Annotated in this window: 8 protein-coding genes; 7 read left to right on the forward strand and 1 reads right to left on the reverse strand. The window is 34.4% G+C overall.

Going from position 1 to position 15,255, the window contains the following annotated elements:
- Nucleotides 1–83: 83 nt before the first annotated feature.
- From CPT03_RS04170 to CPT03_RS04200, 7 genes are all read left to right on the forward strand, one after another.
- Nucleotides 84–3,155, forward strand: coding sequence for a type I restriction endonuclease subunit R (locus CPT03_RS04170; protein ID WP_099437663.1), 3,072 nt, complete (start codon nucleotides 84–86; stop codon nucleotides 3,153–3,155).
- Between the two features lie 3 nt (nucleotides 3,156–3,158).
- Nucleotides 3,159–4,760: a class I SAM-dependent DNA methyltransferase gene (locus CPT03_RS04175; protein WP_099437664.1), complete on the forward strand. Its 1,602-nt coding sequence runs from the start codon at nucleotides 3,159–3,161 to the stop codon at nucleotides 4,758–4,760.
- On the forward strand, nucleotides 4,747–6,696 hold the full coding sequence (locus tag CPT03_RS04180; protein ID WP_099437665.1) for a restriction endonuclease subunit S: 1,950 nt from the start codon (nucleotides 4,747–4,749) through the stop codon (nucleotides 6,694–6,696). Before CPT03_RS04175 ends, CPT03_RS04180 begins: the two co-directional genes overlap by 14 nt.
- A 5-nt stretch (nucleotides 6,697–6,701) precedes the next feature.
- Nucleotides 6,702–9,629: an ATP-binding protein gene (locus tag CPT03_RS04185; RefSeq protein WP_099437666.1), complete on the forward strand. Its 2,928-nt coding sequence runs from the start codon at nucleotides 6,702–6,704 to the stop codon at nucleotides 9,627–9,629.
- A gap of 4 nt (nucleotides 9,630–9,633) precedes the next feature.
- On the forward strand, nucleotides 9,634–10,731 hold the full coding sequence (locus CPT03_RS04190; protein WP_099437667.1) for a hypothetical protein: 1,098 nt from the start codon (nucleotides 9,634–9,636) through the stop codon (nucleotides 10,729–10,731).
- A 13-nt stretch (nucleotides 10,732–10,744) separates the two neighbouring features.
- Entirely contained in the window at nucleotides 10,745–11,596 is an 852-nt protein-coding gene (locus tag CPT03_RS04195) for a GIY-YIG nuclease family protein (RefSeq protein ID WP_245869969.1), read from the forward strand.
- A gap of 537 nt (nucleotides 11,597–12,133) precedes the next feature.
- Nucleotides 12,134–14,353: an LruC domain-containing protein gene (locus tag CPT03_RS04200; protein ID WP_157766349.1), complete on the forward strand. Its 2,220-nt coding sequence runs from the start codon at nucleotides 12,134–12,136 to the stop codon at nucleotides 14,351–14,353.
- A gap of 94 nt (nucleotides 14,354–14,447) precedes the next feature.
- On the opposite strand, the gene CPT03_RS04205 is transcribed toward CPT03_RS04200, so the two are convergent.
- A complete protein-coding gene (locus tag CPT03_RS04205) occupies nucleotides 14,448–15,215 on the reverse strand; it encodes a DNA alkylation repair protein (protein WP_099437669.1) in 768 nt (255 codons plus the stop codon).
- Nucleotides 15,216–15,255 lie beyond the last annotated feature (40 nt).

The raw sequence follows: 15,255 nt of genomic DNA on the forward strand, positions 1-15,255 counted from the left end.
ATAGAAACAGATCTTTCTATCGATATTCTAATTTAAATTGAAGAAACCCAAATTATTTTTAATAAATATATTGCTATCACATAATGGCATTCAACGAAAACTCAAGAGTTAAAATCCCGGCGCTGCTTCACTTAATGAAGTTAGGCTATCAATATATTCCTATTTCCCTACAAAATCGCAGAGAAGATACCAATATCTTCGAAGATATTTTTGTGGAAAGCCTCATGCGAATTAATTCGGAGGTGTCCCAAGAAGAGATCTTACGTTTATTAGATGAAATCAGTCTGGAATTGGATTATGAAGACTTGGGAAGAAGATTTTACCAAAGACTTACCGCTTCTTCTGGTATCAAACTGATAGATTTTAAAAATTTCAATAATAATAGCTTTCACGTTACGGCTGAACTTACGGCAAAAAATGGGGATGAAGAATTCAGACCAGATATTACAATTCTGATCAACGGAATGCCTCTGGCTTTTGTGGAAGTTAAAAAACCCCATAACAAGGAAGGTGTACTTGCAGAAAGAAGCCGTATTAATAGTCGCTTCAAAAACAAACACTTTAGGCGCTTTGCGAATATTACCCAATTGATGGTGTTTTCCAATAATATGGAATATGAAGATGGTATAGTGGAACCGGTTTTTGGTGCTTTCTATGCCACAGCTGCTTATGCAGATCTGCATTTTAACTATTTCCGTGAGGACGAAGATTTTCCGGTAAAACAAAAACTGGACACAGTTTCAGAGCTTGAGGAGAATGCACTTCTAAAAGACAATAATTTATTGGTAATCAAGCATAGTCCCGAGTTTAAGGTCAATAAAGTACCGCAAACACCTACGCACCGTATCCTCACCTCTTTATTCAGCAAAGAACGATTGGCTTTTATACTACGTTATGCCATTGCTTATGTAGAGGAAGAAAGCGGTTTGCAAAAACATATCATGCGCTATCCGCAGCTTTTTGCTACTAAGGCCATTGCCAGCAAGCTGGATGACAACAAACGCAAAGGGATCATTTGGCATACACAGGGTTCTGGAAAAACGGCTTTGGCTTTTTTCAATGTCAAACATCTTACCGATTATTACCAAAAGAAAAATATCATTCCGAAGTTCTATTTTATTGTAGATAGAATAGATTTATTAATTCAATCTTCTGCGGAGTTTGCTAATCGTGGACTTAAAGTAAACCAAGTAAATTCACGTCAAGAATTTATTAACGATCTGCAAGTAGTTGGCGCTATTCATAATGATAGCGGACAACCTGAAATTACAGTAGTTAATATTCAGAAATTCAGCGAAGATGCCACCGTTATTAAACTGCCAGATTATGATATCAATACCCAGCGTGTTTATTTTCTGGATGAGGCGCATAGAAGTTACAATCCAAAAGGTAATTACCTGGCCAACCTTATTAATTCGGATAGAAATGCGGTAATTATTGCTTTAACCGGTACACCGTTATTAAGAGAAGTTGCCAAAGAATATGATTCCAAATTGCTCTTCGGAAGTTATATACATAAATATTATTACAACCGCTCCATTGCAGATGGCTACACCTTGCGTTTGATTCGTGAAGAAATTGAAGGCAGCTTTAAGATGGAAATGAAGGAAGTAATGGAACAAATAAAGCTGTTAAAAGGCGATATCAAAGCATCAGATGTATATGCTGAAAAACCATTTGCTCAGGGCTTACTGGATTATATAACCAAAGACCTAAATGAATTCAGAGATTATTGGCAGGATGAATCTTTAGGAGGAATGGTGGTGTGTGATTCATCCAAACAGGCAAAAATGTTGTTCCAGTTGTTTGAAGAACAATATGGAGAACAAGAAACAAACGCAGATAAACTACCTATGGCGGCAGAGCCATCTGCTCCTTATGGTAAACGTAAAAAGAGGGAACTGACGGCAGCTTTGATTTTACATGACGAAAATGATAAAGCAATTCGCAAGAATCTTATTAAAGCATATAAAGGCGGAAAAGTAGATATCCTTTTTGTATACAACATGCTATTGACTGGCTTTGATGCCAAACGTTTGAAAAAACTCTATCTGGCTCGTGTTATTCAAGATCACAATTTATTGCAGACGCTGACACGGGTGAATCGACCGTATAAAACCTATCAATATGGCTACGTAGTAGATTTTGCCGATATTTCCAAAGCTTTTGACCGAACAAATCAATTGTATTTTAAAGAGTTGCAGGATCAGCTTGGTGATGAAATGGACATGTACTCCAATCTGTTCAAGTCGGAAACAGAAATCAGAGCCGAGATAGAAAATATCAAAGAAACACTTTTTCATTACGATACCGAGAACCGCGAACTATTTTCGCAGCAAATCAGCCAGCTCTCTGATAAAAAGGAATTGTTGCAATTGGTAAAAGCCTTAAGAACTGCCAAAGAATTAAAAAATCTGATTGCATTACAAGGCTTAGATGAACTTGGTGAGTTGGTAGATTTCGAAGTGCTGAACCGTTTATTAATAGAAGCGCAAAACCGACTGGACAATCTCAATTTTATTGAAAATATCGGCCATGCCGAAACATCACACAACCTATTGAATGCAGCATTGGAAGACATCATCTTTCAATTTATTAAAGTAGGCGAAGAAGAATTGAAACTGGCAGACGAATTGAAAGACCAGCTTCGTAAAACACGTGAAGCCCTACAAAGTAATTTTGACCAGAACGATCCCGTTTTTGTAAACCTAAGGGAAGAGTTGGAACGTATTTTCAAGAAAAAAAATCTAACCGAAACTACGCAGGCCGAAATGGTAGAAAACTTACCTTTGCTGCGTAAAATATATGATGAGGCTAAAGAGCTAAATCGCAAAAATGCGTTGCTCAAAGCCAAATACAGCAACGATGAAAAATATGTCCGCATTCACAAGCGCCTGACAGAAAAAGGGAAGCTTAATGCCAAAGAAATGCAATTGCATCGGGCATTGATGCTGGTAAAAAACGAAGTAGATGATCGACTTGAAGGACAAGAAGATTATTTAAACAATGAAGCCTTATTCGAACGCTATTTAATTAGACTGGTTGCTCAAAAATTTGTAGTAGACGAAAAAATAGGCTTAGATACCGAAATGCGACAAAATATCAGTACGCTTATCGGGAAAGAATACTTTCAACTTTATGATAACAGATTATAAGAAATGACACTAGATATAACATATACCACCAAAACCAAACAGCTCATAGATAACCTAAAAAGTGTTTGTGCCAACTATGGTTTGGGTAACGACGGAAACGAATTCAAGATTATTTCACAAGTATTTTTGTATAAATTTTTAAATGATAAATTCCATTACGAAGTAAAAAAACAACAGCAAAAGCTGGGCAAAGATGCTGATCCCGAACTATTGATGGATTTGCTGGATGAAAATGTACCGCAATTGAGGAAGGATCAATTAATATCCCATCTGCATAACATTCAAAACAGTGACGATTTTGCCAAAACATTCGATGATACGCTAAGAGATATCGGTACACAAAATGCAGGTATATTTTCTATCAAATCTTATTTGGGTGCTAAGGATAAATTGTTTGATGAGTTAAGTCAGTTTATTTCAGATGCCTCACAACGGGATGCTTTCTGTAAGGCTTTAATTAATAAATTATTTGAATTTAGTTTTGAGGAAAGTTTCGAAGATTATTTTGAAGAAAAATATGATTTCTTTAAAGATATTTTTGAATATCTGATTAAAGACTACAACTCTGATTCTGGAGGTAAATATGCCGAATATTATACCCCTAACGCGGTAGCACGGATTATTGCTAATATTCTGGTTCCCGAGCCTGTAAAGCAGGCAAAATGTTATGACCCTAGTGTGGGATCGGGTTCCTTATTGATGTCGTTAGCTCATAAAATTGGGGAAGATAAGTGTACCATTTATTCTGAAGATATTTCGCAAAAATCGAGTACCATGTTGCGATTGAATTTGATTTTGAACAATCTGACGCACAGCATTCCCAATGTAATAAAAACCAATACCATTGCGCAGCCTTATTACTTGGATAAGCAAAAATTCGACTATATCGTATCCAATCCGCCTTTTAAGCTCGATTTTTCAGATTTTAGAGATGATTTAGAGAAAGATAGTTTTAAAGAACGTTTTTTTGCAGGTATTCCCAATGTGCCAAAAGCAAAAAAAGAGTCTATGGCTATCTATTTGCTGTTTATACAGCATATTATGCACAGTCTAAATGATAATGGGAAAGCAGCTATTGTTGTACCCACTGGGTTTATTACTGCGCAAAGCGGTATCGAAAAGAAAATACGCGAACGGTTGATCGATAAAGGTTGGCTGCGGGGTGTAGTGAGCATGCCAAGTAATATTTTCGCCAGTACAGGCACCAATGTGTCGGTAATATTTATAGATAAAAAAGCCGATGGTGAACATATTGTGCTAATGGATGCTAGTAAATTGGGCGAAACAGTAAAAGAAGGTAAAAACCAGCGCACCGTATTAACGCGTGAAGAAGAAGCTCGCATTGTAGAAACTTTTAACAACAAAAAAGCAATAGAGGATCTCTCAGTAATTGTAACCAAAAAGCAGATCAAAGAAAAGAACTACTCTTTTTCTGCCGGACAGTATTTTGAAGTGAAAATCGAATATATAGACATTACAGCTGATGAATTCCAAGAAAAAATGAAAGGTTTTGAAGAACGATTAAGTAGTTTATTTGTTGAAGGAAATCGCTTGGATAATGAAATTCAGAAACAGTTAAAGGGGGTTAGATATGAAAGAGATTAAGCTTACTAATTTTATTGATGAAATTTCAATGGGACCTTTTGGTTCTAATATTAAAGTAGATAATTTCAAATCAAGTGGAATACCTGTATTAAATGGATCTAATTTAAGTAATCATAAGCTAGTTGAGGACTCTTTCAATTTTGTTAGTAGAGAAAAGGCAGATTCCTTAGGGAAAGCAAATGCCAAAAGAGGGGATATTGTTATAACGCACCGTGGTACATTAGGACAGGTATCTTTTATTCCAAAGAACTCAAAATTCGAAAGATATGTCATATCACAAAGTCAATTTAGAGTTAGATTTAATGAAAAAATAAATGCTATTTACTTTTCGTATTTAATGAAAAGTGAATATGGTCAAGGGAAATTATTATCTTTTAAAAATCATGTTGGAGTTCCAGCGTTAGCCCAAGCAACAACAAATTTTAAAAATCTTGAAATGTTTATACACAACATTTCAGACCAGCAAAAAATAGCAACCATTTTGTCCTCATTAGATGATAAAATAGAACTCAATAATAAAATCAATACCGAACTGGAACAAATGGCCAAAACCCTATATGATTATTGGTTTGTGCAATTTGATTTTCCTAATGAAGAAGGCAACCCATATAAATCTTCAGGTGGTAAAATGATCTATAATGAAGTGTTGAAAAGGGAAATTCCTGAGGGATGGGAAGTGAATAAGTTAGGAGCATTGACATCATTTCTGTCAAGAGGAATATCGCCAAAATATATAGAAGGAAAAGGTGGAATACCAGTTCTTAATCAAAAGTGTATTAGAGGACATCGCGTGTTATACGAATTTCAGCGAAGACATGATAGTGAAGCTAAACGCTCTTCTAGTAGATTAGTTGAAAAATATGATGTTTTAGTTAATTCTACAGGTGTAGGTACTTTAGGAAGAGTAGCATTAGTTCGTTGGCTTAATGAGGAAGATGTCACTGTCGATTCACATGTTACGATAGTAAGGGCTATAGCAGAAAAGATCAATACTGTGTTTTTTGGTTATTCTCTTTTAACTAAACAAGCAGAAATAGAAAGCTTTGCAAATGGCTCAACAGGACAAGTAGAATTAAATCGTAGCCAACTATCAGATGTGAACTTATTGGTACCACCAGAAAATTTTCAAAATAAATTTTGTGAGTTTTATATACCAATAATTGAAAAAACATCTATTAATGAACGTGAAAATCATGAACTCACTCAGCTCCGTGATTGGCTTTTACCAATGTTAATGAATGGGCAGGTAAAGGTTAACAGTGAATATAAGCCAAAGGAAGAAAATTTATCGGTAGCAGCGGAGCCAATAGTTGCTTATATAAACGACACGCAGCTAAACATTCCTGTAAACAAAAAAGGATTTGCCAAGCAGGTACTGGCTGGCAAAATTGTATCTGAATTTAAGTACGATCCAAATTTTACAGATATCAAGTTTCAAAAGATACAGTTTCTTGCAGAGCATATTATTGAAGCTGATCTAAACCTAAACTATTATTACCAAGCGGCAGGTCCATACGATAATAAGTTTATGCATACTATTTATACGGATTTCAATAAACAAAAATGGTTTGATTATCAGGATAAGAAGTTTGTAGCCTTAGAAAAGCAAGAAAAAATCGAAGGTTATTACCAGGGATATTTTGCTCCTGCGCAAGAGCGGTTGAATAAGTTATTTGAACTATTGTATCACACCTCAGAAGCGGAAGCAGAAATCATTGCGACACTATACGCTGTATGGAACAATCGTATTATCGAAGGCAAGCCGGTAACAGAAATTGAACTGATCGAAGATTTTTATCAATGGAGTGATCGAAAATTACAGTACAAAGAAGAACAACTTTTTGCAGGTCTACAATGGTTAAAAGAAAACGAAATGGAACCAAAAGGTTTTGGACAGTTGATTAAGAAGGCTAAAGGGAAAAGTAATCTTAATTAGAAATTATGGTAGATAGCCCCATTTTAAACAACTGGTACGAGGCTTATAGGTTAATCGCTGAGTTATTATTTAAGACATATAAAGAAAGTCAAGAGAATCCTGCAAAAGAGCTTTATAACAGACTCAAAGAAACAAGATTTTCGGAGATAAATGAAGGACGCTTATTTCGTGATCGACTATCCAGAATATCTGAATGGGGTTTAGATCCTATACAGATATTTGCTACATTTAATTATCCCAAAATTGGAGATAGACGAATTAATGTTATTAATTCACTTTTAGAAGAGTTTCAATCTGACAAACGTGTAGACGATAGTACTTCATTTGATGGCTGTCCTTCTCCAATCATTACCCAGATCATTCAATATAGGGGTTGGCAAGCTCAGAATCAAATATGGACCATGTTCGACGAGATCATGGAAAATGGTATAAAGGGATTAAAGCAAAAACATTTTTTATCATTGAAAGATTTGAGGGGGATTGATATCGCATCTTTTACCATGTTTTTGTATTGGATCAATTCGTATGAGTTCCTGCCACTGGATCGAAACACTGTTGATTTTCTTAAATCTTTTAATATTATAGATAGTAGGCCGCGTACATATAAAGAATATTTTGAATTGTGTACGCAAAAGCTAACTTTTAATGGGGAACAATATAATAATGAGGATGCTTTTAGAAATATCGTTAGAGATGCCTATCTATATTCTAATAGTTCGTATACGGGAGAAATTTTAAGTGGTAGTACAATATCAATTATTTCGAAAATAGAACCAGCTTCCGCAGTTGAAGCTTTAGAAACAATTGCAAAACGTAAACAAAGAGAGCGTATAAAAGGATTTCAGATTATTGCTTTGCGTCCGAGAAAAAATATTCAAGGAGAAAATTCGAAACAAAAACATTTAAAAAATCTTACCGAAGGAGAGCTTTATCAATTTTACCATTCGTATCGATTTAATAAAGAAAGTGACGATGAAATTGTATATAAACCAGATGAAGATCTAAATCTATATAGTATTGGAGATTTAAATATTTCAGTTTCTGCAATAGTTGGGAAAAATGGATCGGGTAAAAGCACAATAGCAGATTTTTTGTATCTAGTAATCAATAAAATTGCCTTTTTAAAAAAGATAAAGTCTACAGAAAAGCTTATCAACGAAGAGGTTTTTGCTGATCTTTTTGTCAGATTAGATAAACTGTATAAAATTTCTGTTGGAGACTCTATAGAAGTTTTCGAATATGAGCTTAGGGATGATGATAACACCTACAATATAACGACTAAAAAGAACGAAGGAAAAGGCATTTTTGAAACATTTGATATTGAAAGTTTCTGCTATTCTATTGTAGTGAATTATTCTCTCTATGCACTTAACACAAATGTTTTAGGCAATTGGATATATCCCCTATTTCACAAAAATGATAGTTATCAGACACCTATTGTTTTAAACCCCCTCAGGAATAATGGTAATATCGATGTAAATAATGAAGAAGGATTGGCAAAATCAAGAATGTTATCCAATATCTTGGAACCCGACCTAATTAATTTTGAACTTAATAAAATACCTGAGCTAGTTTCAGATTCAGTCCCTGTTAGATTTATACTTGAGTATGATGAAGAAAAAATAAGTCGTAAAAAAAAGAAATATAGACAGTTATATAAGCAATTGCATCAAAAACATATTAATAAGGTAATTAATAATATAGGCTTTGAGATAAATTTAGAATCAGATTTTTTAAAACAAGCTAAGGAGTATGTTTATCTTAAAATAGTAGAGATAGCGAATAAATATCCTAAATTCAAGAAATTCAAAAATTTGCCTCATTGGATTTCTTCCGACAAAACTCAACTTCAATTATATCTTAGTAAACTATCTGAAGAAACCAGCCACATTACGTTTAAATTAAGACAGGCCGTTAATTATTTGAAATATGGTATTTATAACCCGGGAAAAGATGATGAAATTTTGTTTTTATCGAGAAAAATCAGAGAAATTAAGGAAGAAACAAATTTACGTACGATAGAACTTGTACCACCTGCATTCTTTAAAACTAATATAGTTTTTAATCACGGTGGCACTTTTAACGAACTGAGCTCGGGCGAAAAACAACAGGTGTTTTCCATTAATACCATTGCCTATCATATATACAATATTGCCTCAGTTATGTATGAAAAGGATACGTTCAAATATAATAACATTAACATAGTATTCGACGAGGTTGAATTGTACTTTCATCCCGAAATGCAAAGAACATATATAAGTAATTTGTTGTACAGAATTTCAACTCTTCAGTTAGATGATAATATTCACAATATCAACATTCTATTTATTACCCACTCACCTTTTATTCTATCAGATATTCCATCTTCCAATATCCTAAGATTGGACATTGATAGTGAAACAAAAAGAGCCATTCCAATCGATAGTGGAGAGCAAACTTTTGGAGCTAATATTCACGACTTACTGGCAAATGATTTCTTCCTTGAGAATGGTTTTATGGGAGAGTTTTCAAAAAATAAAATTAACGAGATAATACGGTTTCTTACTATACACAAACTTGTTTCTAAGTTGAAGCAGCTAAATCAGAAAGCTGGTGATTCAGAGCAAGCAAACAATCAATTGAGAGACCAAAGAAAAAAGTTAGAATCTGAAATTCATATCTTTCTTCCCGAGCTGCCTAATGAGAATAACGATAGTGATTACATAAGCCATGAAGAATTGACAGTCGAAAGTTTAGAAAAACTTATTTCCAGAAAATTTCATCTAAACCTGAATGATTGTATCTCTACTATAAAAGTAATCGGGGAACCGATATTAAGGCATAAATTATTAGCAATGTACAATGAGGCTTTTCCAGTATCTGATGAAAAAGTTAAAGAACAGGAATTCTTAGAACTCGCTAAAAAGCTTAATTATACTGTAATAAAGGGATAGGAGTATGCTGTATTTAGATAAAACAAAGCCTGATATTAGATTCGCTATGGAAGAACATTTTAAAAATGTAAAATGTTTGATATGGAAAAAAATAGATGCTAAAGATCATTTGGGAGTAAGTAGATCTTGTGGAAATTCTAAGTGTAGTATTTGTAGTGGGAAAATTGAATCCATAAAAAATATTCCTGAAAAAGTTCTTTCATTTTTAAATGATGATATCTTTCTGGAAATGTTAATTTGTGGTTCTCCTGCTGATATACAATCTATTGATGAAGAATTTTGGAACCACATTTATCCTGGTTTTCAATACCAAGATTGGTTTGATATTATTAATAAAGATGATAAAAAGTTAAAAGAAGATGAAAAGACTTTTAAGTCTTTAATAAAGGGTACGATTTTAACTTTGAATAACATTATTGCATATAAAGGATGGTTTGTTGCCAATGAACCAACAAGCTATTATAGCGCATACCACCTTGCAACTTATTTAAATATCCGTTCTTGTGTCTATTGCAATAGAAGCTTCATTGTTTCTCAATTTAAGACAGAAGTTAATGGGAAAATAGGGAAGCTTATTCGTCCTCAATTTGACCACTGGTTCCCACAAGAGAAATACCCATTGTTAGCTTTATCGTTTTATAATTTAATTCCTAGTTGTTCTATTTGCAACAGCTCAGTAAAGGGAAGGAAGCAATTTAGTTTGTCAGAGTATATTCATCCATATGAAGATGACATTCTTGATTCAGTAATGTTTAGTTATACGCATATAGCTTCTATTGATTCATTAAAAGTAGAATTAACGGGAGTCAATAATGATCCTGATTTGGAAGGTAGAATAAATAGGACACTTAAAGATTTTTATATAGAGGAAATGTATAATTCGCATCAACCTGAGCTTAAAGATTTATTGACTATTAAACAAACTTATTCAGAAAATTATCTTAAAAACCTTAAAGAGTCCTTTCCTGACGCAAATCTTACAGATAATGAAATATATAGACTAGTATTCGGTGTAGAATTAGATTCTTCTGATTTTCATAAGCGCCCTTTTAGCAAGTTTAAATATGATATCTTAAAAGAATTAGGAATAATACAATTATAATATACTTGCTAACATGATGAACATCTTCGGAAAAACCATACGATTATTTTTAGTAGACGGAACCACTAATGGCCTTACAACTGCAGAACTCAGTAACTGGACGGGAATAGGCGTTAAAGTACCTCGTATCAAAATCAAAGAATATAGTAACCGTCCCGAGTTTCAAAAGCCTGGTGTTTATATTCTGATAGGTAAGGGAGAAAATAACGAAGATGCTGCTTATATTGGTGAAGCCGAGGTGATTGCCAATCGTTTGTTTCAACAAATTTCCGAAAAAGATTTTTGGAATGAAGTTATCTTTTTTGGCAGTAAAGACAAATACTTGAACAAAGCCAGTGTGAAATATTTGGAGAATAGGTTACATGAATTGGCCATAAAAGCCAGCAGATATTCCATCAATCAAAATATCCCAACCCGATCTGAATTATCAGAAGCGGAGCAGGCAGAGTTAGAAGAATTTTTGGCACATATAAAAGTCCTTACAGCCACTTTAGGACACAAGTTGTTTGAAGCTTTGGATGAAACTATTGAAGATAAAGAAGTACAAAATCAACTATTTTATTGTCGAAATGGAGCAGGAGCTGATAGCAAAGGAAGCCCATCTACAGAAGGCTTTATTGTTTATAAAGATTCCTTGTTTATGATCCAAGAACAACCTTCTTTAGCTGATGGTATTCATGTTGAAAGGCAAAAAATGCTAAGTGATGGAACTTTGAAAACTGAAGGAGCATTTTATCTGCTTACAAAAGATTATGTATTCACATCACCATCTCGGGCTGCCGCTGCGACACTTGCCAGATCAGCAAGCGGTCCTTTGGAATGGAAAACAGCTGAAGGTATTCAGTTGAAGTTTTATGATATCTAAAATTAGATAAGGCATAAACTAAGAAATTATGTCATACTATAGCCTTACTTTGGAGCTTAAAAAGTAAAACGATAGTATGACTATTTAATTTGACAAATGCTTAAATGGGCTAAATGAAGGAAATTGTTAGTGAGATTTGAGTATATTACTGTAACCTGCTTTCGTTATGAATGAAAAATCATTCATTAGTATCTATTTTAAGCTTTAATGTATTATATTTCATTCAAAAATGAAGTTTTAAAAAAGTAAATAATCATCATTTTCGGAGACCAATTTCCTTAGATCTTCCAGAAAATAGTTCGAAAATTGTCCCGACAGGACGACAACTAGAACTAACAGTTCTAGTTGAAAGGCCTTAAATCTATGATTTAAGGCCTTTTTTGTTCAAGGGCATATCAAATAATATCAATAAAAGGGGAAACCAAAATGAGACCATCTCATTTTTTCTCAACTTTAATAAACAATCACAATTTTAACTTATTTTTGCGTTTAAGTAACTCAAAGTCAATTTTTTTGCTGAACTATTTAATAGATTCTATGAATAAAAAACTACTCATCCTTAGCTTAGGACTTACCATTTTAGCCGCATCATGTTCGAAAGACAACACTAAAAAGGAACCTGTCATTACAAAATTAACCGATTTGGTGATACCTGCCGGTTTCACTTGGCAGAGCACCAGAGATGTTAATTTCAACATTAGTATTACCGACACGCGGTTTCAAAACAAAAGTCATATTGTAGCAATTTACCTTGCCGATCCGGCAACCAATCCGATTGCAATCGCAAAAGGATCTGCAACATATGCTGATCCGTTCATTGCGACCCTGTCTATTCCCTCAACAATTAATGAAGCCTATGTTGTGAAGACTTCACCAGATGGGTCTTCTGTTATGGAAAAGCTAACTTTAACCTCAACAAAAGTATCTGCTGCCCTAAGTTCCGTGAACAAGTATAATAATTTAAGTTTGCTGACGGCAGACAAGTCTTTGATGAGTACGGAAGTTGAACCTGAATGCGGAATTAAAACATCTGCTTCAACCATCAAACTCAACACCAGCACAGATGTCTATTGTTTTACTTCAACGGTTGACCTTACTATTAATGTTGAAGCGAATAACGGAGGTACGCTAAAGATAAATGCACCTGGAAAAACGATAACTTTTGGTGATAACTTTAATCACACAGGTATAAAGGTATTTATTTCCAAAGAAACTACAGTTAAATTCAATAGGGATTTAAATATTAAAAGTGGCGAAATTTTCTCCAACAGCGGTAAGCTTCTTGCAGGGAATCTTTCCAGCAATGGAAGCTTGATTAATAACGGAGAGGCAACGTTTTCGGGGAGCAACTTTAACTTAAATTCTGGTTCAGAACTTACAAATCGTTCCGCGATGGTTATTCAAGCCCAGAATCCTGGTATCAATGGTGTAATAACCAATACAGGCAACATCACTTTTAATAGTGCTACATTTAATAGTGGCAGTAAACTTGACAATTATTGCAGTTTTACTGTGAATAACGTTCTAACAGTTAACACTAGTACGTTCAATAACTATAAGCTTGTTCTTGTTAAAGGCGACACTTATGTAAATAGCGGGGGCACGATTAACCTGATTGATGGTGCAATGCATCAAACGCTTAATATGTCTAATATGAATGGTGTGGTTTATGGTCGGGGCCCGGCAGTGTCTTTATTTAAAACGACAGGCACTGTTGGTGATAATGTTGTAAATAATAGTGGTTATTTCAAAGGTGCTTTACAATATTGCGGTACAAGAGATCTGGAAGTAAATCAAAATAATAAAAAGCACTTTAGTGATGGTGCTATTAAAGGTTGTGGTGCATATATCGTTAAAGATGATTGCAATACAATTGGCAATGGCGTTGCACCCGTGGAGCTAAAGCCTGACACAGACGGAGACGGTATCATTGATGAAGAGGATGATTATCCAAACGACAAAACGAAGGCATTCAATAATTTTTCTGTTAATTATCATAATGGAGGATCAACTATTGCTTTCGAAGATAGCTGGCCATTGCTTGGAGATTATGATTTGAATGATGTTGTTTTAACCTATAAGCATTTGGTTGTTACGAACGCAAAAAATGTTGCCGTACGGATTGAGGGAAAATGGAATTTAATTGCAAGTGGGGCTAGTTATAAAAACGGAGCAGGTGTGCAGTTTCCCTTGCCAAAAGGCATGGCAACGAACTTCAAGGCATCAGATGGGGTAAGTCCAGAAGATGGTCAAGATAGCTTAGTTGTAATTTTGTTTAATAATGCGCGGGATCAGCAAGTATTATGGAATACTATGCCTAATCAGTCACTTTCGCCAATTAAAACCTTTACTTTTAGTTTTGACTTAACCAATGGGCCAAATTTCCCAGCCTTGGGTGTAAGTGCATTTAACCCCTTTATTTTTAACGGTACAAAGGATGCAATTAGAGGTTATGAAACCCACTTATATGGAAAGAATCCAACGAAACTTGTCAACAAATCTTTGTTTGGTACAAGTGCTGATAATTCCTTAAAGGGAGCTTATTATAGTACTAAAAGCAAACTGCCTTGGGGTATTGAAATCCCCGTTGCAACGTTCCGGTATCCATATGAGAAAATCGGCATTTTAGACTCGTATTTGAAGTTTTCCAATTGGGCAACTAGTGGTGGATCACTCTATACTGATTGGTATAGTAATACAGGTAGTGATTTTAGAGACGTAACTAAACTATTTCCCACAGTTGGTGCCGGAAATTGATTAGTATAATAACATAAAAAATTTGGAAAGCCTGTCTCATAAAAATGATGACAGGCTTTTGTAAATAGTTTACAATAAATGGAGAGAAAAGCCCTTAAATTTTAGGCAAACTTCTTTTTTCTTTTCGTTGAAGTTTTAAGGTGTTTTTAAGTTCAGGGTTAATTTTTTCTATTGCAGTAGTAAATGCCACGGGATGAAGATTTATGCAGTTTTTATGCAAAAAAGCCATAGTTTCTTCAGGATAAATATTTCCAATTTCTCTAAGTGCCCATCCCAGACCTTTTTGAACAAAGTAATCTTTATCTTGAATCAGGGGCTCAACCATATTCAATAACTTAATCGCAGGTAGGAGGGTCTTACGCTTTTTACTGTAAAGGAGCATCCCTACCAATGATTGTCTCCGTTCCCAAGGGTTGTCTGATTTGTTCCAACTTTGATACTGGCTGTATATTTCCTCTGGCATCTTTTCCATTAAATGTGCATAGATGTCAGATAATCCATCGGAATGGGCCCAGTTGTCTATCTTTTTTACCCAAGATTTTATGGTTATCCAAACTTCTTTCACGTCTAGCTTCTGCCAATTTTTTTCAATAAAGTAGATGCATTGACTTAGAACTTCATAAAGATCAGTGCTTTTCCAAATAGCATCCCAAAGCGGAAGCTGATCCTGAACCGATAATGTACTAAAGGTATAGCCAGTTTTAAATATTGAACGTTGCATGGGTACTGTCAGTCCAATAATTTCATATTTTGTGCCGATATAGCTTTTAAGATTTTTATGCCCGGATACTTTATCATAAGGTTTTTTCTCGATTAGTCTGTTTATGACTTCGGATAGGTATTTTGATGTATTGGGTGTCATGAGAATAAAAGTGCGAATGCAAAGGAAAAGTTATGGTTTA

It is taken from the genome of Pedobacter ginsengisoli, from assembly GCF_002736205.1.
Lineage (GTDB): Bacteria > Bacteroidota > Bacteroidia > Sphingobacteriales > Sphingobacteriaceae > Pedobacter > Pedobacter ginsengisoli_A.

Excerpts from the sequence above, each read along its gene's own strand:
- CPT03_RS04170 (WP_099437663.1), top strand. The coding sequence starts at position 84 with ATGGCATTCAACGAAAACTCAAGAGTTAAAATCCCGGCGCTGCTTCAC.
- CPT03_RS04175 (WP_099437664.1), top strand. The coding sequence starts at position 3,159 with ATGACACTAGATATAACATATACCACCAAAACCAAACAGCTCATAGAT.
- CPT03_RS04180 (WP_099437665.1), top strand. The coding sequence starts at position 4,747 with ATGAAAGAGATTAAGCTTACTAATTTTATTGATGAAATTTCAATGGGA.
- CPT03_RS04185 (WP_099437666.1), top strand. The coding sequence starts at position 6,702 with ATGGTAGATAGCCCCATTTTAAACAACTGGTACGAGGCTTATAGGTTA.
- CPT03_RS04190 (WP_099437667.1), top strand. The coding sequence starts at position 9,634 with ATGCTGTATTTAGATAAAACAAAGCCTGATATTAGATTCGCTATGGAA.
- CPT03_RS04195 (WP_245869969.1), top strand. The coding sequence starts at position 10,745 with ATGATGAACATCTTCGGAAAAACCATACGATTATTTTTAGTAGACGGA.
- CPT03_RS04200 (WP_157766349.1), top strand. The coding sequence starts at position 12,134 with ATGAATAAAAAACTACTCATCCTTAGCTTAGGACTTACCATTTTAGCC.
- CPT03_RS04205 (WP_099437669.1), bottom strand. The coding sequence starts at position 15,215 with ATGACACCCAATACATCAAAATACCTATCCGAAGTCATAAACAGACTA.